The following is a 23,750-nucleotide window of genomic DNA, read 5'->3' on the forward strand; positions in this document are numbered from 1 at the left end:
CCGGCGACGAGCGCCGCGTCGACCCGCGCGTTCTCGATGTGACGGCTTACGTCACCGACGACGGGAGACTCGTGGAAATCCGGTTCGATTTCGACGCGACTCTCTTCGGTGAAGACGATGCACGAGCGATTGCCGCAGCGTTCGGGCAGGTCGAATTGAGTGCCGTTCCATAGTTTGGATAGGCTAACCAGCAGTTGTCCACGCTGGTGAGCCAACAGTGGATCTTGAAGTCTTGGAGAAAAATACAGTGCAGTCGGAATTCACGGTGACAGCGGCCCAACGCAGCATCTATTTCGGGCACCAGTTGGACTCGGTGGGTCACCTCTACAACACCGGTATCTACACCGAGACACTTGGTGAGGTCGACATCGATCGAGTGGTCGAGGCTTGCCGCTCTGTGCTGGATCAAGCCGAGACACTGCATGTGAACTTCGACGTGGATGCTCGCGGCGCTCTGGTGCAGATTGCGCGCGAGAGCCGCGACTGGGACTTGCCAGTCATCGACTTCCGCGCCGAGGCCGACCCGCGAGAGGCATCACTGCGGTGGATGCGCGAGCGGATGGAATCGCCGGTGGACCTGGCGACCGACCTGCTGTTCACCTTTGCCGTGCACCTCATCGACGGTGACACGATGCGGCTGTACCAGCAGTACCACCACATCATCAACGACGGCTACGGCATCGCGCTGGTTCTGAACAAGATCATGCGTGCATACGTCGAGGGCACCGCACCGGATTTGAGCGCAGAATGGGCGCTGGCAAGGTTCGTCGAGACCGATGTCGAATACACCTCCGGCACCACGATCGACGACGATCGCGACTACTGGATTGCCGAGTTGGGCGATCTTCCGACGTCGCCACGGTTGATCACCGTCGACCACCAACCGGCGCCCGGCGTCACGAGTGTGACTCTCACGCTCGACCTCGAACGCCGTCAGCGACTCGAGGAGTACGGCAAGGCACACGGACTGCGCTTGTCCTGGTTGGTGATTGCGCTGCTCGGCGGCTATGTCGCGCGAGCGACCGGCACCACCGACGTAGTGCTGAGCCTGCCAACCACGGCCCGCGGAACGCGTGAATTGCGGGCCGTGCCCGGCATGGTGGCCAGCGTGCTTCCGATGCGTATCGACGTCGGAGAGCAGGCCCGACTCGCGGATATCGCAACGAGCGCCGAGCAGAAGATGTGGAAACTGCTCAAGCACGGCCGTTACCGGGGCGAGGCGATCGGCCGCGAGTTGGCTGCCAAGAACCCGGATTGGCGGCCGCCGGGCATCGGCATCAACATCATGCCCAACTCGACCTCCCGTTTCACCATCGGTCGAGAGTCCAACGTGGAGATGCTTGCGTCCGGGCCGGTCGGTGAACTCGAGTTCATCGTGTTGCTGCACAAGTCGGGCCAACCGATCGAGATCGGGCTTCGCAGTCACCCGGACAATGCGCAGCGCTGCAACGAGATTGCCGACAGTCTCGGAGATTTCATCGACTCGTTCCTCGAGGCAGTCGACGAGTCCGTCTGGTCGTACGACGTCGACGGACTGGACGTCGTGGCTGCGGATCGTCCTCACGACGAGGACGGCGCGGGACCACTGACGTTGCTGCCGAGTCTCGCTGCCCGCCGTGACAACGGACAGCCTGTTGCCGGCACCCTGCGTGAGCACCGTATTACCGCTCCTGCGAATCTGACCCGGGAGCAGTTGGTCGACACGGTCGAGGCGATTGTCACTCATCACCACGGGTTGCGAGCGACTCTTACTGCGCCCGTGCCGGTGTTGTGGATGCTTGCCGTAGCCGAACCCGATGCGGTGAAGGCAGATTCACTGGTCGGTGATGATGTTGTTCCGGACCCCGCAACCGGTCGAGGGCTGTGTGTCTCCTGCTCGGCCGAGGGCGACCTGATCCTCACTGCCGCAGCAGGTTTGATCGACGACGTGTCCTGGAAGGTCGTCACGGAGGACTTTGCCACCGCGCTCCGGGCGGTGTCGAGGGGGCGAAAGGTCATGCTGCCGCCGGTGCCCACGTCGCTGAAGGCGCATGCTCGACGGTTTGCCGAGGAAGCGACATCGCCGAGCCGTCTGGCCGAGTTGGTCACCTGGACGTCGGTGCTGGGGCCGGGTGCAAATCTTGTGATGGCAACCGACACCGCGGGTGCACCGGCAGCCCGGACGGAGCTGCTGACGCCCGCTGAATATGACACTGCAACAACGCGAGTGCCGAGCCTGGTCAAGGGTGAACCGGCTGATGTATGGGCTGCGGCCACAGCGCTCGCAGTGTCCCGTTGGACGAAGCGCATCGCTGGTAGTGACGAACTTACCGTCGACGTGTGGCGCGACGGTCGTCAACCGTGGGGAGCCGGCGACGATGTCGACCTGAGCCGTACCGTCGGACCGCTCGGTTCCACGTCTCCGATTCGGTTGGTGCTGACCGACGATGCGCACAGCGCTCTACGGTCGGCCAAGGAACGAGCAAGGGCGGCAGGAGGTTCCGGTTGGCCGCTGCTGCGCTACGCCAACGTTCAGGCCGGACCTGCATTGGCAGCCTTGCCGAAGCCTCAGGTACTGGTGCGCACGGGCGGTGACCGCATCGGTCGGTACGCCCTCGACATCGCTGTGCATGCCGACCAGTCCGGTGGTGCCACGGTTGAGTTTGCATCCGACTTCGGAATCGACGACGCGGAATTGGCAACCCTGGCGGGCTTGTGGCGAGATGCGCTGCGCGAGTTGGTGGCGCTGGTGGAAGGTGGTGCGACGTTCGGGCTCACCCCGTCCGATCTGCGTCACATCGCACTCACCCAGAGCGAGATCGAACTCGTCGAATCCGTCAGCGACGTGGTGATCGAAGACATCTGGCCGCTCTCGCCGTTGCAGCGGGGATTGTTCTTCCAGTCGGTGTTCGATTCCGGCCAGGACATCTACACGGCACAGTTCTCACTGGACTTCGGCCATCGCATCGACGTGGCCAGGATGCGCGGCGCTGCAGCCTCGCTTCTGGACGAGAACCCTACGGTCCGAGCTGGATTCACCAACGACGGTCTGGGAGACCCGGTCCAGTTCATCGGAACCGGACTCGAAGTTCCCTTTGTCGAAGCCGACCTGTCGATGCTCTCTCCCGCCGAGCAGAAGACCGGTGCCGAGGAGTTGGCAGCCGCCGACCGCGCACGTCCGTTCGACCTCACCGCACCACCGTTGTGGCGCATGCTGCTCATCCACCTGGGCGACGGCATCGACCGTCTGGTGATCAACCGTGAGTTCATCCTGTGGGACGGCTGGTCGGGCGCACTGTTTGTCGACCAATTGCTGGCCCGTTACGCCGGTGATGCCGTACCAGCCGCCGGCGCTCAGTTCACCGACTATCTGACGTGGCTCGACTCCCGTGACCCAGGCGTTGCAGCGCAGGCGTGGCGACGGAACTTCGAGGGATTCGAGAACCCGACGCTGATCGCAGCCGGCGCCAAGGGCGGCGCCCCGGTGGTGCCTACCCGTATCGAGTCCTACGTGGACGCGGAACTGACTGCGGCACTGCGTGAGCAGGCCAGGCGCAGCGGAGTCACGCTGAACGCGTTGATGAATGCGGTCATGGGACTACTGCTGTCTGCGGAATCGGGCCGCACCGACGTGGTATTCGGTTCGACGGTGGCGGGCAGGCCGACCGAGATTGCCGGACTCGAGAGTGTGCTCGGCATGTTCCTCAACACCGTGCCCGTGCGAGTGACGCTGGTGCCAGGGGAAACCGTGTCGCAGCTGCTTCGGCGGATGCAGGACGAGTACGTCGAGCGGATGGAATGCGAGTACCTCGGGCTCGGCGAAATTCAGCGTGCCACTGGGCACACCGAACTATTCGACACCTTGTTCGTGTTGCAGAACTTCAAGAACGCGACCGAGATGGCGGCGCAGTCGGCCCGCCACGATATCGTTGCCGAGGACAGCCTCGACCATACGCATTACCCGCTGGCCGTGGTGGTCTCGCCCGGTGAGCAACTGCACGTCAAGATCGACTACCGTCACGACATCGTGGATGCCACCCGCGCTCACGCCTTGCACGAGCGGTTCATTACACTGCTGGAAACTGTTGCACACGACGGTGATCGGTTGGTCGCGGCCGTTCCTGCCCTCACCCCGACCGAATTGGGGCGTGCCGCGTTGTCCTGGGACGCGCCGCTACCCGCTGTCGAAGACGTCACGATCGCCGAGATGCTCATCGAGCGGGCCGCAACCATTCCGGACGAGGTTGCACTGGTATTCGGTGACGAGCGGGTCACCTATCAGGAACTGGCCGGCCGAGTCGAAGCACTTGCCCGCCAACTGATCATTCGCGGCGGCGGTCCGGAATCGGTAGTAGCGCTTGGCCTCCCGCGCACCGTCGATATGGTGGTTGCACTGTTTGCGGTGCTCCGCGCCGGTGCCGCCTACCTGCCGCTCGAACTCGACCAGCCGGACGACCGCCTCGCGACGGTGATCGAAGACGCCGAGCCGGTCCTGTTCGTGACCAATGCAGCTGCGGCGGCGCGATTGGGCCTCCCCGCTGATCGGTCGATTCTCCTTGGTGGAAGCAATGATTGGGATACCAGCCCGCTCACTGCGGCGGAGCTCGGTGCGTTTGCGCCGGGTCGCGTCGGGCGTCTCGATCACCCCGCCTACGTCATCTACACTTCCGGTTCGACCGGCAAGCCCAAGGGCGTTCTCACCCCGTACCGCGGCCTGACCAACATGCAGCGCAACCATCAGGAAAAGATCTTCGAGCCGGTTGTGGCCGCCGAGGGTGGGCGTCGACTTCGGGTGGCGCACACCGTCTCCTTCGCCTTCGACATGTCGTGGGAGGAGCTGCTCTGGCTCGTTGAGGGCCACGAGGTGCACATCTGCGACGAGGACCTGCGCCGCGATGCGAATGCGCTGGTCGACTACTGCGACCGGCAGCAGATCGACGTCGTCAACGTGACACCAACCTACGCAACGGCATTGCTGGCAGAGGGCCTGCTAGACCGCGAACCGATCGACGGCAACCGCACCGGGCATCGTCCGTCGCTGGTGCTGCTCGGCGGCGAAGCGGTCCCGGACTCGGTCTGGAATCGCTTGCGCGAGAGCGACGGAACGCTCGGGTACAACCTGTACGGGCCGACCGAGTACACGATCAACACCCTCGGCGCCGGCACTGACGACAGCGTCACACCCACCGTCGGAACTCCGATTCGTGCAACCAGGGGCTACATCCTCGACGCGTGGCTTCGTCCCGTCGTCGACGGAGTTGCCGGCGAGTTGTACATCGCCGGTGTCGGATTGGCGCGCGGCTATCTTGGCCGCACCGATCTGACCGCCGACCGCTTTGTTGCCGATCCGTTCGGCGGCGACCGCATGTACCGCACCGGAGACTTCGTCCGGTTGCGGCGCGACGGAAACCTCGACTACCTCGGTCGCATCGACGACCAGGTCAAGATTCGTGGTTACCGCGTCGAACTGCACGAGATCGAATCGGCCGTCGAATCACATCCTCTGGCGGCGTCCGCAGCGGTTGTTGCGGTGGAAGACCCGTTGGTCCCCGGTATGAAGCGTCTTGCCGGATACATGGTTGTGACGGATGATTCGGACCCGGACATCGTCGCCACCGTGCTCGCGTACCTGCGAGCAAAGCTGCCCGACTACATGGTGCCAAGCACTCTGCAGATCATCGACGCAATCCCCATGACGGTGAACGGCAAACTCGACGCCAAGGCGCTCCCGATGCCGGAGATTCGCACCGGGGCGTCGTCGCGGCCGCCGAAGAACGCAACAGAGCAGGCACTGTGCGACGTCTTCGCAGACCTGCTGGAACTCGATTCGGTTGGTGCCGAGGACGACTTCTTCGAACTTGGTGGGCATTCTATGATCGCGATGCGGGTGGTCTCGCGGGTGCGTGCGGAGTTCGACGTGCAGTTGACGATTCGGGATCTGTTCGAGGCTCGCACGCCGGCGCTGATTGCCGAACTGCTGCCGAGCGCGGCAAGTGCACAACCGTCGATTGTCGTGGGCAACCGGCCCGAGTTCGTGCCGCTGTCTGCAGCGCAGGAACGACTCTGGATGCTCGCGCAGCTTCAGGACGACAGCCTCAGTTACCACTACGCGCACGTGGCCCGGTTGGACGGCGCGCTGGACGAGGCCGCGTTGGCAGCGGCTCTGCAGGACGTGGTGGGGCGACACGAAAGTTTGCGCACCGTCATCGGAATCGTCGACGGAAATCCGTTCCAGCAGATCGTGGATGTCTCGGATGCGACCCGTCTCGAGATTGTCGACGCCGATGCGGAGACGGCGCAGGGCTTGGTGATCGAGCGGCTGACGGCCAACTTCGATCTCCGCACCGACGTACCGCTGCGTGTCACGTTGGTCCGGATCAGGCCCACCGAATACATCATTGTGTTGGTGCTCCATCACATCGCGACCGACGAATGGTCGGACGCGCCGTTGCTCGGTGACCTCACCCGCGCCTACCTGTCCCGGACACAGGGGCATGCTCCGGAGTGGGAGCCGCTGCCGGTGCAGTACGCGGATTACTCACTGTGGCAACACGATCTACTGTCGGGCGATCTGTCGGATCGCCAGCTCGGATTCTGGCGTGAGAGCCTTGCCGGACTGCCGGACGAGATAGTCCTGCCGACCAACCGTCTGCGCCCCGCTCAGCCCACTGGCACTGCAGGTAACGTCCAGATCACCCTGGGCTCTGAAGTCGTGCAGAAACTACGCGGCATTGCCGATGACCACCGCGGCACGATGTTCATGGTCCTGCACGCGGCTACAGCAGCAGTGCTCTCGCGACTGGGCGGTGGCAACGATATTGCGGTTGGTAGCCCGGTATCCGGTCGCTCGGACAGCGCGCTCGACAACCTGGTCGGGTTCTTTGTCAACACCGTTGTGCTGCGCACCGACCTGTCGGGAGATCCGACGTTCGGCGAGCTGGTGGACCGCACCCGCGACGCCGACCTCAGCGCGATGGACCACCAGGACATCCCGTTCCAGCGGGTGGTCGAGGAGTTGGCACCGCCACGCATCGAAGGCCGTAATCCGCTGTTCCAGGTGATGGTGAGCTATCTCCAACGCGCCGGAGTCCTTCCGGACTTCCTCGGTGTGCCCACTCGTTGGGAGCAATTGACCAACGTGCGTGCGAAGTTCGATCTCAACGTCACCTTTGTCGACGCGCCGGATACCGGTGAAGTGACCGTCATCGCCGAGTACGCCGAAGACCTTTTTGATCGTGAGCGGGTGGCGATGATCCTGGCCGTCCTGTCACGATTTGTCGATCAGGTTGCGGCCGCGCCGTCCTCGCGGGTCGGGGCTGTCGAATTGGTGGACGCCGGTGAGCGGGCGCACCGACTCGCGGTGGGCGTCGGACCCCGCGCCGCGGTCGAATCCGTGACGATCGGTGACCTTCTCTCGCGGCAGGCGGCGCTGTCGCCGACAGCCACGGCTCTGTCGGCCTTCGGCGAGCAGATCGACTACGCCCAGCTCGAGGCACGCTCGAACCGCTTGGCCCGCCTACTGATCGAAGACGGTGCCAGTCCCGGTGACGTGGTGGCCGTTGCGGTACCGCGTTCGGCAGATCTCATCGTGGCAATCCACGCGGTCGTGAAATCCGGTGCGGCGTACCTGCCGATCGACACGGGATTGCCGCCGTCACGTATCGAGTACATGCTCGGTGACGCTCGGCCGGTGCGTGTGCTCGCAACCAGCGCGGTATCCATTCCAGGCGGTGTTGCCCGGACCGATGTCGACGCACCGGTAGTGCAGGCCCGGTTGCAGGCGCTCAGTGGTGACGCGGTGACCGAGCGTCGTAGCACCCTGACCGCGGCTCACCCGGTGTATCTCATCTACACCTCCGGTTCCACCGGAAACCCCAAGGGCGTGTTGGTGTCCCACCAGTCCGTGGTCAACCGGTTGGCCTGGGTGCAAGCGGAATCACCCGTGGTGCCAACGGACCGCGTCGTTCTCAAGACACCGACCACCTTCGACGTCTCCGTCTGGGAGTTGTTCTGGCCCAGTGTGAACGGTGCAACCACCGTGATCGCAGGACCGGATACCCACCGGGATCCGGTGGCGCTGGTGCAGTTGCTGCGCGAGAACGACGTGACCATCGCGCACTTCGTTCCGGCCATGCTCGAAGAGGCACTCACCGAGCAGATATCCGCCGTGACGTCGTTGCGACGCGTCGTGTGCAGCGGTGAGGCGCTGCAGAATCGGACCGTCGCACGATTTGCTGCTGCGCTACCGGGCGTGCGACTCGACAATCTGTACGGGCCGACAGAGGCCGCCGTCGAGGTCACTCTGGCAGCAGACCTTGCTCGTGATTTGGAAGTCGACCCCGCCGGATCCTCCTCGATCGGTGGCCCGGGATCGAACGTGGAACTCTACGTTCTGGATTCGAGCCTGCAGCCGACTCCTGCCGGTGTGGCCGGCGAGCTGTACATCGGCGGAGTGCAGGTGGCGTACGGCTACCTGGGCCGGTCCGCGCTCACCGCGGATCGTTTTGTGGCCGATCCGTACGGCGATGCTGGTTCACGGCTGTACCGGACCGGTGACTTGGTTCGTTGGACCGAGAACGGAACCATCGAATTCCTCGGCCGCTTGGACGATCAGGTCAAGATCCGCGGTTTGCGCATCGAACTCGGTGAGGTCGAGACGATCCTCGAGGGACATCCCGACGTGACTCGGGCGGTCGCCGCGGTGCATCGAAACCCCGAGGGCGAAGCCGTACTGGTCGGCTACGTCATGACGGCGGTCGGCGTCGTGGTTGACGCGACGACGTTGCGTAATGCACTGAGCGGCTCGGTTCCCGATTACCTGATCCCGGCAATCGTGATTCCGGTCGACGAATTTCCGGTCAGCTTCAACGGAAAGCTGGATCGAAAGGCACTGCCGCGCCCCAGTTTCGAGAGCGCTGTGTCCGTGCGGAAGCCGCGCACGGACTTCGAACGCCAGGTGTGCGCGGTGTTCGCGTCGGCGCTCGGCCTGGAAACGGTGGGAATCGACGACGATTTCTTCTCGCTCGGCGGCCACTCGTTGACGGCCATTCGCCTGGTCAATGCGTTGCGCAGTGAACTGGGTGTCGAGCTTGCCGTGCGCAGTGTCTTCGAAGCACCGACGGTCGCGCAGTTGGCCGTGCTGGCTGCTGACGCCGCAAGCGGCATTCGATCGACACTGGGACGGCGGGAGCGTCCGGAACGTGTGCCGGTCTCGTTTGCCCAGCGGCGGATGTGGATCCTCGACCAGCTGGGCGTCGACGGCGGCGCGTACAACGTGCCGATCTCGTGGCGGGTGCCGGCATCGGTGGATGTTGCCGCGCTGGCGGCGGCAGTCCAGGACGTCGTTCTTCGACACGAAGCGCTCCGCACGGTGTTTCACTCTGCGCACGGCGAGCCGTACCAGGTGGTTGTGCCGGAGAATGCCGTTGACGTGCAGGTGCACCGGCACGCGGTGTCGGCCGTCGACGTCACCGAAGAAGTTGCGCACGCCTCGCGGTACAGCTTCGACCTCGAACGTGAGATTCCCGTGCGAGTGTCGGTGTTCGAGTTCGACAACGCGGGGGAGCCACACACCGTCGTTCTCTTGCTGATCCATCACATCGCGACGGACGAATGGTCGACCCGCGCGTTGCTGGGTGACCTGATGTCGGCCTACGCGTTGCGCCAGCTCGGCCAGAGCCCGGACTGGGCGCCGTTACCGATTCAGTACGCCGACTACACACTGTGGCAGCGGGAGATTCTCGGAGATCGCGAAGATCCGGAGAGTCTTGCCGCAGCACAGGAGATCTACTGGCGCAAGAACCTTGCGGGCTTGCCGGAAGAATTGTCACTGCCCTTCGACCGGACGCGGCCTGCCCGGACGAGCTACACCGGCGGCGCTGTGTACCTGGCCTGGGAACCTGAAGTGGTTGTGGGACTGCGAGCGTTGGCCCGTGAGCACAACGTGAGCATGTTCATGCTGGCGCAGGCAGCAGTGGCCGTACTTCTGCACAAGTCCGGTGCGGGCGTGGATATTCCGCTGGGAACCCCGGTTTCCGGACGCGGGGATGCACAACTCGAGGATCTGGTCGGGTTCTTCCTCAACACGGTGGTGCTGCGCACCGACCTGTCGGGCAATCCGACGCTCGCAGAACTGTTGAATCGAATCCGCGACAGCGATCTCGGTGCTTTCGAGCATCAGGACTTGCCGTTCGAGCAGGTAGTCGACTCGGTGCTGGGCGGCGGCGAACGGTCTCGATCGATGCATCCGCTGTTCCAGACCATGATCGTGTACTTGACGGAGCCCAACCCGGCCGAAAGCCTGGGCGCGGCAATGACGCCGGAGCCGATCGAGGTGGCGACAGCCAAGTTCGACCTGTCGTTCGACTTTGTCGAGTACGCGGGTACCGACACCGTGGTCGGCATGATCGAGTACAGCTCGGAACTCTTCGACCGCAGCACAGTCCAGCGGTTGGCTGACGGGCTGGCGCAGGTGCTGAAGGAGTTCACGGCGCTGTCCGCCGAGCGCAGGTTGTCCGAGATCGTAGCTGTTCCGGCTGCGGATCAGGAACTGATCGAGGCTGCGTGGGGTGTCAATCCGATTGTGGTGCCGACTCTTACGGCGGCGGATCTGTTCGACACGGCGGTGGCTCGCTACACCGACGAGACCGCATTGCTGGCCGCCGACGTGTCCTGGACCTTCGGAGAACTCGGTGCGCGGGTCAACCGGTTGGCGCGCGTGCTGATCGGACATGGCGTCGGCCCCGAGACTGTGGTGGCGCTGATGCTGCCGCGCTCGGCGGAGAGCGTCGTAGCGATCCTTGCGGTACTCACTGCCGGTGGCGCCTATGTCGCGTGTGATCCCGACGCTCCGGCAGGGCGGTTGGACGCGATCTTCGAAACCGTCTCGCCGGCAGTGACTCTGACGGTGGGAGCCTTTGTCGACCGGATTCCTGCCTCGCTGGTGCTGGCGATGGACAGCCTGGAGTTCGATGAGCTGCCCTCAACGCCGGTCACCAACGCGGATCGACTCGCACCACTGCAAGAGGATCATCCGGCATACATCGTGTTCACCTCCGGATCGACCGGTGTACCGAAAGCCGTTGTCGCGCCGCATCGTGGCCTGGTGACGCTGTTCCACAGTCATCGCGCGGACCTGTATGTCCCGACGCAGGAACGGGCGCAGCGAGATCGACTGCGAGTAGGACACGCGTGGTCGTTTGCGTTCGACGCGTCGTGGCAGCCTCAGCTGTGGCTGCTCGACGGCCACGCCCTGTGCGTTGTCGACGAGACGACACAGCGGGATCCGCGTCGCATGGTCGAACAAGCGCGAGAGCAGGAGTGGGACTTCGTCGAAGTGACGCCGTCGCACCTGGCTCAGCTGATCGACAACGGTCTGCTGGACGGGACCCGCGTGCCCGCATCACTGGGCTTCGGCGGCGAGGCCGTCTCGCAGCCGCTGTGGAATCTGTTGCGCGAGAAAGACGGAGTTGAGGCGTACAACCTGTACGGACCGAGTGAGAGTACCGTCGACGCGCTGGTTGCGCGGGTGTCGGACAGCACATCGCCCGTCGCGGGTCGGCCCGTCGGCAATACGCGTGCTCGTATTCTCGACGAGTGGTTGCGCCCCGTTCCGGTTGGCGTCGAAGGCGAGTTGTACCTGTCGGGCGACGGTGTGGTGCGCGGGTACCTCGGCGCACGCGCACGAACCGCGGAAAGGTTTGTGGCAGACCCATTTGCCGCCGACGGAACCCGGATGTATCGCACGGGCGACCGAGCCAAGTGGACGGCGTCGGGGCACATCCAGTATCGCGGTCGCACCGACGACCAGGTGAAGGTTCGTGGTTACCGCATCGAACCCGCGGAGATCGAGGCCTCGCTGCTCGCTACCGAAGGAATCGGTGCCGCACTGGTATTGGTCCGCGATGATATCGGTGCCCGGGCACTCGTGGCATACGTCGTGGCGGACGGGATCGAACCCGACAACGCGGGCTTGCGGCGGTCCTTGAGCGCGGTGTTGCCGGACTACATGATCCCGTCTGCATTTGTGGTTCTCGACGAGATACCGACGTTGCCGAACGGCAAGATCGATCGAGCGGCCCTGCCGCGTCCGGAGATCGCGCCCATCGGGGAGTATCGCGAACCGGTGACTGAGATCGAGAAGATCCTGTGCCGGGTGGTGGCGGAGCATGTCGGGCTCGATCAGGTGGGACTCGGCGACGACATTTTTGCGCTCGGCTGTGACAGCATCGGCGTGATGGCTGTGATGAGCAGGCTGCGTGAGGCGGGCTGCGAGGTGGAGGCCGCCCAGGTCTTTGCCGCCGGTTCGTTGGGCGAACTGGCAGAAGTACTAGCCCCAACTACGAAGGAAGCGGTATGAATTCTCGATGGAATCGCAGGATCGGTGCAGCGCTGGCCGCGGCAACCGTTCTGCTCGGTGTTACGGCGTGCGGGTCCGATTCAGGTACCACCGACGCCGACAAGCCCACCTCGGCGAGCGCCGACGCCGGCCAGTACCCGGTGACGGTGTCCGGCAAGTTCGGTGAGACGACCATCGAGTCCGCCCCGACCCGCGCGATGCCGCTTTCCCCGCAGGACGCAGACATTCTGCTCTCGCTCGGCGTCACGCCGATCGCGATTCCGGTGGATGCACAGAACCGTGCCGCGACCGGCGGCTCCGGAGTGTGGCCGTGGCAGGTAGAGGCATTCGGCGGAAAGACACCCGAAACCCTCGACATGGAAACGGGTGCCGGATCGATCACCGAGCAGCTGGCTGTGCTCGAGCCCGACATCATTGTCTCCACCGGTTTCTGGGGACTCGACCAGGCTGCGTACGGCCAGCTGAGCAAGCAGTTCCCGGTGGTCCACTTCGACACCAAGGCCAACGGCGAGCCGTGGCAGGACTCGACTCGTAAAGTTGCTGCCGCACTCGGTATCCCGGCCAAGGCTGAAGAGGTGATCGCGGCTGCCGAAGCGGATCTGGCCAAGGCACGCGCCGATAACCCGACGATCGCGGGCAAGACGTACAACGCGATCATCGGCGACACCGGCGGCCAGTTGTCGGTGCTGGCCTCCGACGAACGCGGTATCGGCCAGTTCCTCACCTCGCTCGGATTGGTCCTGAGCCCGTATGCCACGACGCTTCCCGTCGACGCGGACGGTCGGGGCATCCTGTCCTACGAGAATGTCGGAGACATGAACGCGGACGTGCTGTTTGTCGTCTCACCCACCGGAGACCTGGGTTACCTCACCAAGTTCGAGGGCTGGAACGCGTTGCCTGCCGTGCAGGACGGCGCCGTGGTGTCGCTGGCCCGTAACACCGGTCTGCCCAACGCCGTCGGATTCCCGTCGGCGCTCTCGCTCGGCTGGGCTACCGACCAGGTCATGCCGCTCATCTCCGACGCGGTCGCGAAGGGCGCAGCGGGCTAGCGATGAGCGAACGCGGAGTGCTACTCGACCTACGGCCGTTGCGCGAAAGCGCGCCGTTCCGGAGAGTGTTCATTGCACGTACCATCTCGATCTTCGGTATCGGGATGCTGATGGTCGGTGTGCCGATCCAGATGTACGCGCTCACGGAATCGTCCTTCATGGTCGGTCTCGTGGCAGCCGTCGAAGGCGGTGCGTCCATCGGCGGCATGGTGGTCGGCGGAATACTTGCCGACAAATACGACCGGAAGACCCTGATTCTGTTTGCGCGCACAGTATCCGGATTGACGTTTGTCGGGTTGGCTCTCAACGCGATGCTCGAGAATCCGTCGACGGTGGCAATCTTTGTGCTTGCCGTTGTCAACGGGCTTATCGGTTCGATCAGTATCGCAGCGCTCTTTGCCGTCATCCCCAGTCTTATCCCCAAGGACCAATTGGTGGGTGTCGGTGCGCTCAACGTGCTCAGCGCGCGGGCGGGCGCCGTGATTTCCCCGGCACTCGGCGGGTTGTTGATCGCGGCAACATCGGTGGCCTGGAACTACTGGGTTGCGGCCGCCGGAACCGTGATCACCATCGTGCTTCTCGCGGGATTACCGTCCATGATGCCACCGGTCCACGAGCACGAGTCCGGGCACGGCGAACCGCCGGTGTCCGTGACGGGCTTCATCTTCGGGCACCGCGTGGTAGGCGGTGTCATGGCAGTTGGTGTGATCGCGATGCTCGGCAGCGGTGTCCTCGTTCTGGTTCCCGGGTTCGTCGACGAACGATTCACGGGTGACTCGCGCGCGGTGGGCATGTTGTACGCGGCCGGCGCCATCGGTGCGGTGCTGGCCACCGTCACCAGCGGTTGGCTTGGCCGCCTTGCACATCCGGGCCGTGTGCTGATGGCGGCACTGGTTGCGGCCTTTGCCGTGCAAGCCCTGGTCGGCTTGGCCACAGGACTGGTAGTGGCTGTTCTCCTGCTGGTCGTGGTGGGTGCCGTCACCTCCGTTCAGGAAGTGCTCCGGTATTCGATCATCCAGACCCACACGCCGACAGCACTGCTGGGGCGAGTCAACGGATTGTGGGCGGCACAGGAAGTTGCCGGACTCTCGGTCGGTGCATTGATTGCCGGCGCATTCGGAGCAGCCTTCCTGCCGTCGACTGCTGTTGTCGTTTACAGCCTGACCCTCGGCGGTGTCGCATTACTGTCGACGGTGGTGCTCGGGTCACTACGGCGAGTAACCGGCGGGACCCCAGATCTGCAAACACCAGACCTTGAAACAGAACTCGAAAAGGAACACCGATGACCACTGCATTCACCCGCGAGCGCATCATCTCCGATCTTGCCGAGGTCCTCGATCTCCCCGTTGACGAGTTGACCGAAGACGTGAGCCTGATCGACCTTGGCCTGGATTCGGTGCGGCTGATGTCGTTGGTCGAGCGCTGGCGATTCGAGGGAGCGGCAATCGATTTCGTGGATCTGGCATCGGACCCGCAGGTGGGTGCCTGGCTCGAGGTAATGGGTGCCGAATAGCGGCGCGGTCGACCCAGCGTCCACCACGAGTTCTGTGACCGGCGGCCGCCGGATAGTTCGGCGGGCGGTATATCTCGCCGGAGCGGCCGCCGTCGGTGTGGCAGCGCTGGGCGTGATTGTTTTCTATGTCGGGCCTGAGTCCAACACGTTGATCATCGCGTCGTCGTTTGTTCCGCTGATGCTCGGTGTCGGTCTGTTGGGTCTGTTGGTACTGGCAGCAACACGATCGTGGCGGACTCTCGCCGTTGGGGTTGCAGTTGTGTTGGCGGGGGCGTTCACCCAGGCGCCGCTGTTTGTCTCGAACACGCCGGACACGGTTGCCGGAGAGGGAATCCGGGTGATGCAGGCGAATATCCGCCTGGGAGAGGCCGATCCGGATGCGTTGGTGGATCAGGTTCGCTCGCACTCGATCGACGTACTCACCATTCAGGAACTGACGGACTCAGCGGTGCAGCAGCTGGACACGCATGGTCTGGCTGCATTGCTTCCGTACCGGTTCGTCGAGCCGAAGGACGGCGGCGGTGGTACCGGAATCTACAGTCGCTTCCCGCTCACGGAGCAGGAGTCGTTGGGCCGTTTCGCGATGTCCAATCTCGTCGCAACAGCGGATATCGGTGACGGCCGCAGCGTGACGGTGGCCTCGGTGCACCCGATGCCGCCTTATCCGTCCCCTGCCTGGATGTGGGCGTCGGAGATGGGCAAGGTGAACGGATTGCTGCACGAGCAGGCGGCCGACGGCAAGCCGATGATTGTTGGCGGCGACTTCAATTCGACATACTCGCACAGCCGTTTTCGTGCGATCCTGACGGACGGTTTTACCGATGCCGCGGAACAGACGGGCGCGGGGTTTGTGATGACTTTCCCCGCCGACACGTGGTATCCGGCGTTGATCGGGATCGACCACATCGTGACGAACAGGGCGACAGTGACGCACTTCGAGCGGATCGAGATCGAGGGTTCGGATCACCATGGTCTGGTGGCGACGGTGACACCCCATTTTGACGGAACCTAGGTTATCCTAACTTTCTGTTGGTGTTTTCTATCGAGAGACCTGAGTGATCGGTGAACCGTAACCCTGCCGGTGTGAGTGTGGTTGTGCCGGTGTATCGGTGCTTGCCGTACGTGGAGAATTGCCTGCGTTCGGTGCTCGAGCAGACTCGCCCGATTACGCAGATCGTTCTGGTGGACGATCGCGGTGGGGACGAGTCCATGGCACGCGCGGAGTCCTATCTACGTTCGCGCGGAGTCGATTTCACCTCCGTGGTTCACGAGCGCAATGAGGGGTTGGGGCGCGCTCGCAATTCCGGTCTGGGTGCTGTGACCGAAGATCTCGTCTGGTTTCTCGACAGCGACGACGAGGCGGCACCTGATTTTGTCGAACGACTCGAGTCGGCGCTGATTACTGCCTCGGCCGACTTCGCCTGCACCAGAACAACTCGCGTCGACGAATCCGGTCGAGCCATCCAGATCGACGAGGCGCCGTTCGACGCGATGGTGGTGTCTGGCAAGGAGTTTGCGCGACGCCTGATTCTCGGGGACGCAAAAGCCTACGCATGCACCAAACTCTTCCGCCGCGAGTTACTGGGGGAGCGCACATGGGACGAGGGGCAGGGGTACGAGGACATGGCGCCCGTGTTGCGAATGTCGTTGGCTGCCGAGCGAGTTGCCCTGGTTGAGGAGCCGTTGTATCGGTATCTCTACCGTGAGGGCTCGATCAGTACCTCGCTCACCCCGCGTACGCTGGACTTGTTCAAAGTCGAACGCGACATCGACAGTGCACTGGGCGACCATTCTCTGAGCACGACGTGGGGCAATGAGATACGCGCCTTCCGCTACCGCGAGGTGCTGACGTCCGTGGCTCACGTGGCCATGCGCGCCCGCCACGCGTCGCCGACGCGGCCCGCACTCTACGACGAGGCGATTACCCGTGTGCGTCGGTCGATTTCGACGGACGACGTGATTCCGTTGGTACGCACCGGTCACCGCCGCGAGGCCTTGTTCGCGGTGATGGTGAAGTACACCCCAGGCCTGTACTCCGCGATTCTGAGACACCGATGAGGGCACCGATGAGCGCACCGCTGGTCACCGTCCTGATCCCCGCCTACAACGCCGGGCCCTACCTGCGCGAGGCGCTGGATTCGGTTCTTACACAGGATTTCCGTGACTTCGAACTACTCGTGATCGACGACGGGTCCACCGACAACACGGACGAGGTGCTCGCGTCGGTGTCCGATCCGCGACTGCGGGTGGTGCGCCAAGACAACACCGGACTGGTCGGTGCTCTGAACCGAGGTCTCGCGGAAGCACGGGGGCAGTTCCTGGCGCGGATGGACGCCGACGATCGGATGGGTGTCGGCCGGTTGTCCGCCCAATTGGCAGTGTTGACGGCTGATCCGTCGATAGTGTCGTGCGGTACCGATTACGAACTGTTCGGGGCAATGTCGGGCAGGGTTCGGATGCCGCGTTCGGATGCGGCCTGCCGCCAGAGGTTGTTGCTCGGCAGTTGTCACTGCGGCGCATCGGTCATGATCCGCAAGCCCATCCTGGACCGCAGTGGTCTCGAGTTCCGGACGGAGTTCGCTCACGCGGAGGACTACCGGATGTTCGCGGAACTCTCGGAGTTCGGTCGTCTCGCCAACGTGGCGATGATCGGATACGAGTACCGGATCTACCCCCACCAGGTCAGTGCCGTGCACGGGTCGCAGCAGCGGATTGCGCACCAGCGGATCGCTCGCGAGTACGCGGAGTCGATTGGCGTCCGGCCGCTTTCGGACGAGGCGCTGACTGCGCTGCTGTGGCCGCAGGTACCGGCGGGGCCGTTGCCCGTGGCGGCGGTGCGGGCGTTGGCGGACATCGCGCGCCCGGCTGCCTCTGTGGTGATACGACGCCCGGGCGTCGAGACCATCCGGTTCACCGGACGAAAAATAGTCGAGACGCTCGCGAAAGTGCGAGCAGCGCACTAGGTTCTTGCAGAATCCAGCACGTCAGGTTCCGGAATATCGAGGTCCTGAATGTTGAGGTGACGGGGGTCGGATTTCGCGACCACCGGGGTGGCCGAGAAGTCGACGACCGCACGGCGCAGTGGCACCGCGATCACTGCTATGGCGACCAACTGAGCACTCAGCGTTGCCAGTCCGGCCCCGATCAGGCCCAGCCGGGGAATCAAGACCAGTGCCAGCGACACTGTGGTGACGACGATGACGCACTGGACCGCCAACATGAGCCGGAGTCGTCGCAAGATCTGGGAGAGAAGGAAATAGACCACGACAACAGCTCCGGCTATCGAATCGAGCGCCATCACGAGGACGAGTGTTGTTGCCGCGTGGAAGTAGTCGGGACTGATCACGTACAAAACCAGTGGTCCACCGATCGCCAGCCCCGCAGCAGATACCGCGGTCACCACCGCGAGCATTCGCAACAACCGCCTCAGCAGGGCTTTACGGTCGGCATCGGGCGACGAGGCTTCGACGATGAACGACGAACCGACTCCGCTACGGAGTAATCCCACTGCCGAGCACATGGTCCAGGCCACGTTGAAATAGGCGTTTTGTTCGGCGCCCAACTGCGACACCACGATCAGTGGCAGCACAAGGGGCGTCACCGTGAGCACAAGCGTCATCGTGAAGAAGACGCCCTGGAATGCCCACAGTTCTCGCACCGGTGGCAGGTTTGGCGCGATTGCCTTCCGGCCACGCACACCGGTGCGCAGAATGTGAACCAGCGCAACCGCGGTGACGCCAAACGCCAGCACGCCCCAAGACCCGGTGAGGGCGAGGGTAGATCCGGTGCCCGCCAGTGCAACGATCGGAACGATCTTGAGTACCGACAGTGCAATGTTCTTGGCCGCAACACTCTTCGCCAGCCGCAGACCCGTCAGGATCGGGTCGGTCAGAGCGTAGATCGCCAGTGTCATCACCAACATCGGGAAGGCGACGCGCTCGGTCGTGTTGGTGAAGAGGCGTTCGTTGGTCGGATTGACCAGCAGGAAACCGCAACCGAGAAGAACGGCCACGGTGGCGGTCAGTGCCAGCCCGCCCAGGACCAGACGCGTCGAGGCGCGTCCGGCGACGGGAAGGAAACGTTGGTATGCACCGCCGAGCGACAGGCAGGACACCGATGCGAGCATGGTTGCCGTGCTGATGACCGCCGACGCGCGACCGACTTCTGCCGTGCTGAAGAAGCGTTCTGCCACTGCCCAATACACGAGGCCGAGTGCACCTGTTGCCACGGACGAGAGCATCAGCGCCGCGGCATTGGACTCGAGTCCAGCGCTCAGGCGACGGGTCGGCAAGCGGCTCATCGGAGAGAATCCGAGTTCACGGCAAAAGCGTCGATCAGCGCCGTCGAGGTCGTGTCGACCTTGCGGGCGAACAGTGCCCGTGACGCACGCAGTGTCGGTTCGTCGTCGATTCCGAGTACCCGCGGGCTCAGCGCAGTTCGATCAGACCAGTCGATGTGATGAAGCGCATGTACCGGGTCGGCGATGAATGCGTCGACGTCGGCGCACTGCTCCACGTCCTGAACGATCCGACGCGCGTGCGGCGCGGCTTTGAGGATCGAATGGAAAACTATCTCGTCGGAACACAGTGTGTGCCGATGGAAGTCGAGCCATCGCGGATGTTCCGCGATGAATCCGGTGACCTGATCCACTGCGCCGGCGGTCAGTGCCCACCACGTTGATCCCTGGTACAGCTCGATAGTCGGATCCACCTTCCGCGGAATGCGCCCGGACAGTCGCGCGCGAAGCGGGGACCTGTCGTCCGGAAAGTGTCGACGGTCCACCAGATGGGCGCGCTGCGCACCGGGGCCGGTCAGTCGCCAGTCAACTCGGATGAACTCGGTGGAACTCTGCCAGGCCGCCAGCACTTCCTCGATCGGCGCGATCATCAGATCGGAACCCGATAACAAGGCGTACCGCTGATACTCGTTGCGGGAGGATCGCGCGTGCTCGATCAATCGAAGAATCACGTGCACGACGCTCAGCCCGCCCCAGTTCACGGAGCGACGGTCGCGCAGATAGGTCACCCCGTCACTTTCCGGCACTACGGCCTCGAACGATGCGAGATCGGCTTTGGCGTCGATGTGGACATAGACGTCGATAGACGGGTGGCGCAGTGAATCAACGAGTGCGGCAAAGACTTCTGGCTGGTGATGCGCGATGACCAGAACTGCGGCCCGGAAGCTCACTTCAGCGCCTCGCGCACGAGTGCGGCAGTGTGCGCGACATACGGCGGTCGGAGCATACCGACATGATCGCCGGACACACGCTCCACCGAAACAACATGGGGTGCAACTCGAGTCCACCACGCGGGGTCATCCGGGTTGTCTTCTGCCATGACAACCGATACTGCGCCGTCCCACGGCTGCAAACGGTGCATGAGCGCGACGCGTCGACCCAGATCGTGGAATAGATCCCACTGCGTCTGTGCCGGGTACTGCCACAGTCCCGCCGTGAGTAACATGGCGCGAGTCTTCCACAGCGTGCGACGATCGGTGGGAGCAGGTTCGGACAAAGGGATCGACTGTTCACCCGAATCCGGTTCACTGCGAGACAGATCGAGAATTCCCGAACCCAGTGGTCCACTCAGGATCGTGTCGAGGCAGATCACCGCGTTGACGGTTTCGCCCTCGGCTTCGAGTAGACGCGCGACATCCATTGCGATCACACCACCGAGTGAGTGACCGACAAAGGTGTACGGGCCGTGCGGTTGTACCTGGCGGATCTCGCGCAGGTAGCGCTTCGCTGCTGAGCGCACCGTCCAATCGGGGAATCCGCGGCCTTCGAGTCCGTGGGCCTGGAGACCGTGCACCGTCCATTGAGGTCCGAGTTCCCTCGCCAGCGGCAGCAACGCCAGCGCGGTGGAACCTGCTCCGGCAAAGGCGAATAACGGGTCCCCGGTGCCGCCGGTCTGCAACGGCACCAGCACACGGGTGCGCAGCGTCGTACCTGTAGCGGCCTGCTCGAGATGTGCGGAAAACTGGTGCAGGGTCGGGAAGTTGGCCAACGTTGCCGACGACAGTTCGGCGCCGAACTTCTGGCCGGCACGGGTGAGCATCTGCTGAGTCTGCAGGGAATCGCCCCCGAGAGAGACGAAGTCGTCGTCCCGGCCGATCTGCTCGATCCCGAGGATCTCGGACCACAGTGCTGCCAGTTCGGACTCGACACCCACGGCGGGGGGAATTACGGCGGGCCTGGGGGAGGGCGCTGGAAGAGCGCCGCGGTCCACCTTGCCGCGTTCGTTGCGCGGTAGCGCCGGAAGCAGCATCAGATTGGCAGGAATCATCCAGTCAGGCAGAGTCTTTCGAAGATCTCGTCGCAAGTCTGCCGCAGACGGCGCGCGTGTAGCGGGATCTACGGCAACGTATCCGACCAGCACGGCGCCTGAGTCTGTTTGCCGAGCCAGCACAACGGCATCTTCGACAGCAGGTAGGCGTCGCAGTGCCGACTCCACTTCCGACGGCTCAACCAGGTAACCGCGCACCTTGACAGCGTCGTCGCTCCGGCCGACCAGATGCAGCAGTCCGTGCTGGTCGAATCGGCCCAGATCGCCCATCCGGAACGATCGTGTGCCGTCTGCTGCCCGGCCGAACTTCGTGATCTCTGCCGTAGCGGTGCCGTCTCGCTCGACAAAATAACCTTCGGAAAGATAGGGCGATTCGACGACGATTTCGCCGACCTCACCCGGCGCCACATCGGCGCCGTCGGGGCCGAGCAACCGCACCACTTTGTTGGCGGCCACTACGCCGACGGGAAGTACCCGGTCGGGAACGTCGCGGCCAGGGGGGAATTCGTTGAACGCGAGATTGCCGGTCTCGGAGGAACCCGACAGATTGCAGTACGAAGCAGTCGAACTGAGCAAGGTGCGGAGCCTGGTCACGTCGTCGCCGTGCACTGCCTCACCGCACGTGGTGACCAAGCGGAGACCGGTCAGTGTGGCGGTGCCGGCGCACACCTTCATGACTGCGCGCAGTAGTGAGGGGGTGGCGTGCAGCGTGGTCAGCATGTGGCTCGAAATCCACTGCGGGACTTCCTCGATACCTACTTCGCGGGGATCGAGAAAATGCAGTTCGCCACCGTTGAGTAGTGCGCTGAACACGACGTCGAGTCCGCCGCCGAAGCTGATCGGCAACGCCATTCCCAGCCGATCGCCCGAACCGATGCCGAGCGTGGCGTGAAAATCCGCCGCCTGGTTGAGCCACAGTCGGTGGCCCTGGCGGACTGCCTTCGGTGTACCGGTGGAACCGGATGTGAAAAGTAGTACTGCGCAGTCGCTCTCGCTGACAGCGGGCAGTGGCTGTTCGGGATGTCGGGGCAATGCAGCCAACTCGGCCGGGGAAATGCGAGCAGCACCCGAGCGCGTGAGAATGTTGTGGCGCCGATCCTCGGGCAGTTGCGAGTCGAGCAACACCAGCGGATGTCCCGAGAGAAGCACGGAGACAAGCGCGACGACGCAGTCGAGGCTGCAGGTGGTGTCGAGCGCAACGGGGCGTCGATCGCTACCGAGATGACCCACCAAGGCCCGGGCGTGGGCATCTGCAAGCGAGTGGAGCTCCCGATAGCTCAGACTGCTACCGCGGCAGACCACCGCGATGTTGTCAGGCACTGCGGTTGCAACGGATTCGAACCGTTCCCGCACCGAGGACCACGGCACCGGGAACGGTTCGTGTCCACTAGGAGCGAGGAAAGACTCGAATGTCGAAATATCAGACACCGGCAGTTGCTCCGAACGCAGCTGTCACGCCGAGCCTGGGGAAAAGCAGTTCGGCCGTGATTTCGGCCTCGCGGATGAGTGGCCACCCGGACAGGATCCAGATGTCGATGCCCACCCTTTCGCTCATCTCGAGCATGCGCGCGGCCACGTTGTCGGCACTGCCCACGAGGTAATTGCCGGTGCCCTTACCGGCGACGTCGAATGGTGGTTCGGCGCCGGACCACGTGGTCAGTCCGGCAGCCATGTTCGGGGCAAACTCGAGTTCCGATCGGGTGGGCAGGCGGCCGGCTCGCAGAGCGTCGATCCGGGCCTGCACCTGTGCGTCGTCGGAGGTGAGTTCCGCCAACGGCGGGAACCCGAAGCTGGTCAGATTGCGGTCTGCGGTGCTGAGCACCGATTCCGGTGAGGTCTGGGACAGCTGCCATTCGAACCGCTCCCAGGCCTCCTTTTCCGTTTCCCGGACGATGACGCTGGCCAATACTCCGAACTTCAGTTCGCGGCCCTTGTCGGATGCTGCTGCCCTGACCTTCGTGAACAGCGTCGACATCGCTTCAGCCGGGCTCATGAACATGAGGTAGGCGTCGAGAACCTCTGCCGCGTGCGAGATTCCGGCAGGGGAGGCCCCGGTACCCCAGACCGGAACCCCGTCAGGCTGACGGGGTCCGGCGATGGCCGGCTTGTATCGCGGACCGAGCTCGAAGTGCTCACCCGAGAACGCCTGCGCCTCATCGAGATAGAGTCGCTTGAACAACGGCCAGTACTCCTCGGACACGCCGTAGCGTTCGTCCTTGGAGTGAAATCGTCCGTAACGCGCCAACACCGGATCGGCTCCGTTGACCTGGTTGTAGATCAACCGGCCGCCGGAGTACTGATCGAAGACCTGTGCCTCCTCGGCAAGCAGCGCCGGCGGTTTGACTCCGGGATACTCGGGTACGACAAAGCGCAGCCGGTCGGTATCTGCGACAAGCGAAATCGGCTCGCGGGCCGTTGTCAACGCGCCGTAGTAGCCGAGTCGGTCGAGAGTGCGCGCCTGCTCACGCAGAGCGGAAAACGACGGCTCGAACCGGTGCCGCGGATCCCACGGCACCTCTCCGTCGTTAGCTCCGATGTACCAGAGGATCTCGGGAACGGACATCTTT

The 23,750-nt window shown here is 63.8% G+C and carries 11 protein-coding genes; 7 read left to right on the plus strand and 4 right to left on the minus strand.

Annotated elements, in window-relative coordinates; translation table 11 throughout:
- The first annotated feature begins 247 nt into the window (after positions 1–247).
- The 7 genes from RG2_RS00960 to RG2_RS00990 all read left to right on the plus strand — a co-directional run bounded on the left by RG2_RS00960 (position 248) and on the right by RG2_RS00990 (position 17,862).
- Positions 248–12,337, plus strand: a complete 12,090-nt coding sequence (locus RG2_RS00960; protein WP_051730271.1) for a non-ribosomal peptide synthetase — start codon at positions 248–250, stop codon at positions 12,335–12,337.
- Positions 12,334–13,386, plus strand: a complete 1,053-nt coding sequence (locus tag RG2_RS00965) for an ABC transporter substrate-binding protein (RefSeq protein WP_033231647.1) — start codon at positions 12,334–12,336, stop codon at positions 13,384–13,386. Before RG2_RS00960 ends, RG2_RS00965 begins: the two co-directional genes overlap by 4 nt.
- Before the next feature lie 2 nt (positions 13,387–13,388).
- Entirely contained in the window at positions 13,389–14,672 is a 1,284-nt protein-coding gene (entS, locus tag RG2_RS00970) for an enterobactin transporter EntS (protein WP_051730270.1), read from the plus strand.
- Complete coding sequence (locus RG2_RS00975) at positions 14,669–14,899, plus strand: phosphopantetheine-binding protein (protein WP_033231646.1); 231 nt, start codon at positions 14,669–14,671, stop codon at positions 14,897–14,899. Before entS ends, RG2_RS00975 begins: the two co-directional genes overlap by 4 nt.
- Positions 14,889–15,911 carry an endonuclease/exonuclease/phosphatase family protein gene (locus RG2_RS00980; protein WP_230590004.1) on the plus strand — a complete coding sequence of 341 codons (1,023 nt, stop codon included), beginning with the start codon at positions 14,889–14,891 and terminating at the stop codon, positions 15,909–15,911. The genes RG2_RS00975 and RG2_RS00980 overlap by 11 nt, the downstream gene beginning before the upstream one ends.
- A gap of 71 nt (positions 15,912–15,982) precedes the next feature.
- Positions 15,983–16,957 carry a glycosyltransferase family 2 protein gene (locus RG2_RS00985; protein ID WP_116538784.1) on the plus strand — a complete coding sequence of 325 codons (975 nt, stop codon included), beginning with the start codon at positions 15,983–15,985 and terminating at the stop codon, positions 16,955–16,957.
- An 8-nt stretch (positions 16,958–16,965) separates the two neighbouring features.
- Entirely contained in the window at positions 16,966–17,862 is an 897-nt protein-coding gene (locus tag RG2_RS00990; RefSeq protein ID WP_051730269.1) for a glycosyltransferase family 2 protein, read from the plus strand.
- Here the strand turns inward: RG2_RS00990 and RG2_RS00995 are convergent.
- The 4 genes from RG2_RS00995 to RG2_RS01010 are packed head-to-tail and all read right to left on the minus strand — an operon-like array spanning position 17,859 to position 23,746.
- On the minus strand, positions 17,859–19,199 hold the full coding sequence (locus RG2_RS00995; RefSeq protein ID WP_051730268.1) for a lipopolysaccharide biosynthesis protein: 1,341 nt from the start codon (positions 19,197–19,199) through the stop codon (positions 17,859–17,861). The genes RG2_RS00990 and RG2_RS00995 overlap by 4 nt on opposite strands.
- Complete coding sequence (locus RG2_RS01000) at positions 19,196–20,086, minus strand: beta-1,6-N-acetylglucosaminyltransferase (protein ID WP_051730267.1); 891 nt, start codon at positions 20,084–20,086, stop codon at positions 19,196–19,198. The genes RG2_RS00995 and RG2_RS01000 overlap by 4 nt, the downstream gene beginning before the upstream one ends.
- Positions 20,083–22,611, minus strand: coding sequence for a non-ribosomal peptide synthetase (locus RG2_RS01005; protein WP_033231643.1), 2,529 nt, complete (start codon positions 22,609–22,611; stop codon positions 20,083–20,085). Before RG2_RS01005 ends, RG2_RS01000 begins: the two co-directional genes overlap by 4 nt.
- The gene (locus RG2_RS01010) at positions 22,604–23,746 is read right to left on the minus strand and encodes an LLM class flavin-dependent oxidoreductase (protein WP_033231642.1); all 1,143 of its coding nucleotides are present in this window, start codon (positions 23,744–23,746) and stop codon (positions 22,604–22,606) included. Before RG2_RS01010 ends, RG2_RS01005 begins: the two co-directional genes overlap by 8 nt.
- Positions 23,747–23,750 lie beyond the last annotated feature (4 nt).

This window comes from Rhodococcus globerulus NBRC 14531 (assembly GCF_001894805.1).
Taxonomy (GTDB): Bacteria; Actinomycetota; Actinomycetes; order Mycobacteriales; family Mycobacteriaceae; genus Rhodococcus_F; species Rhodococcus_F globerula.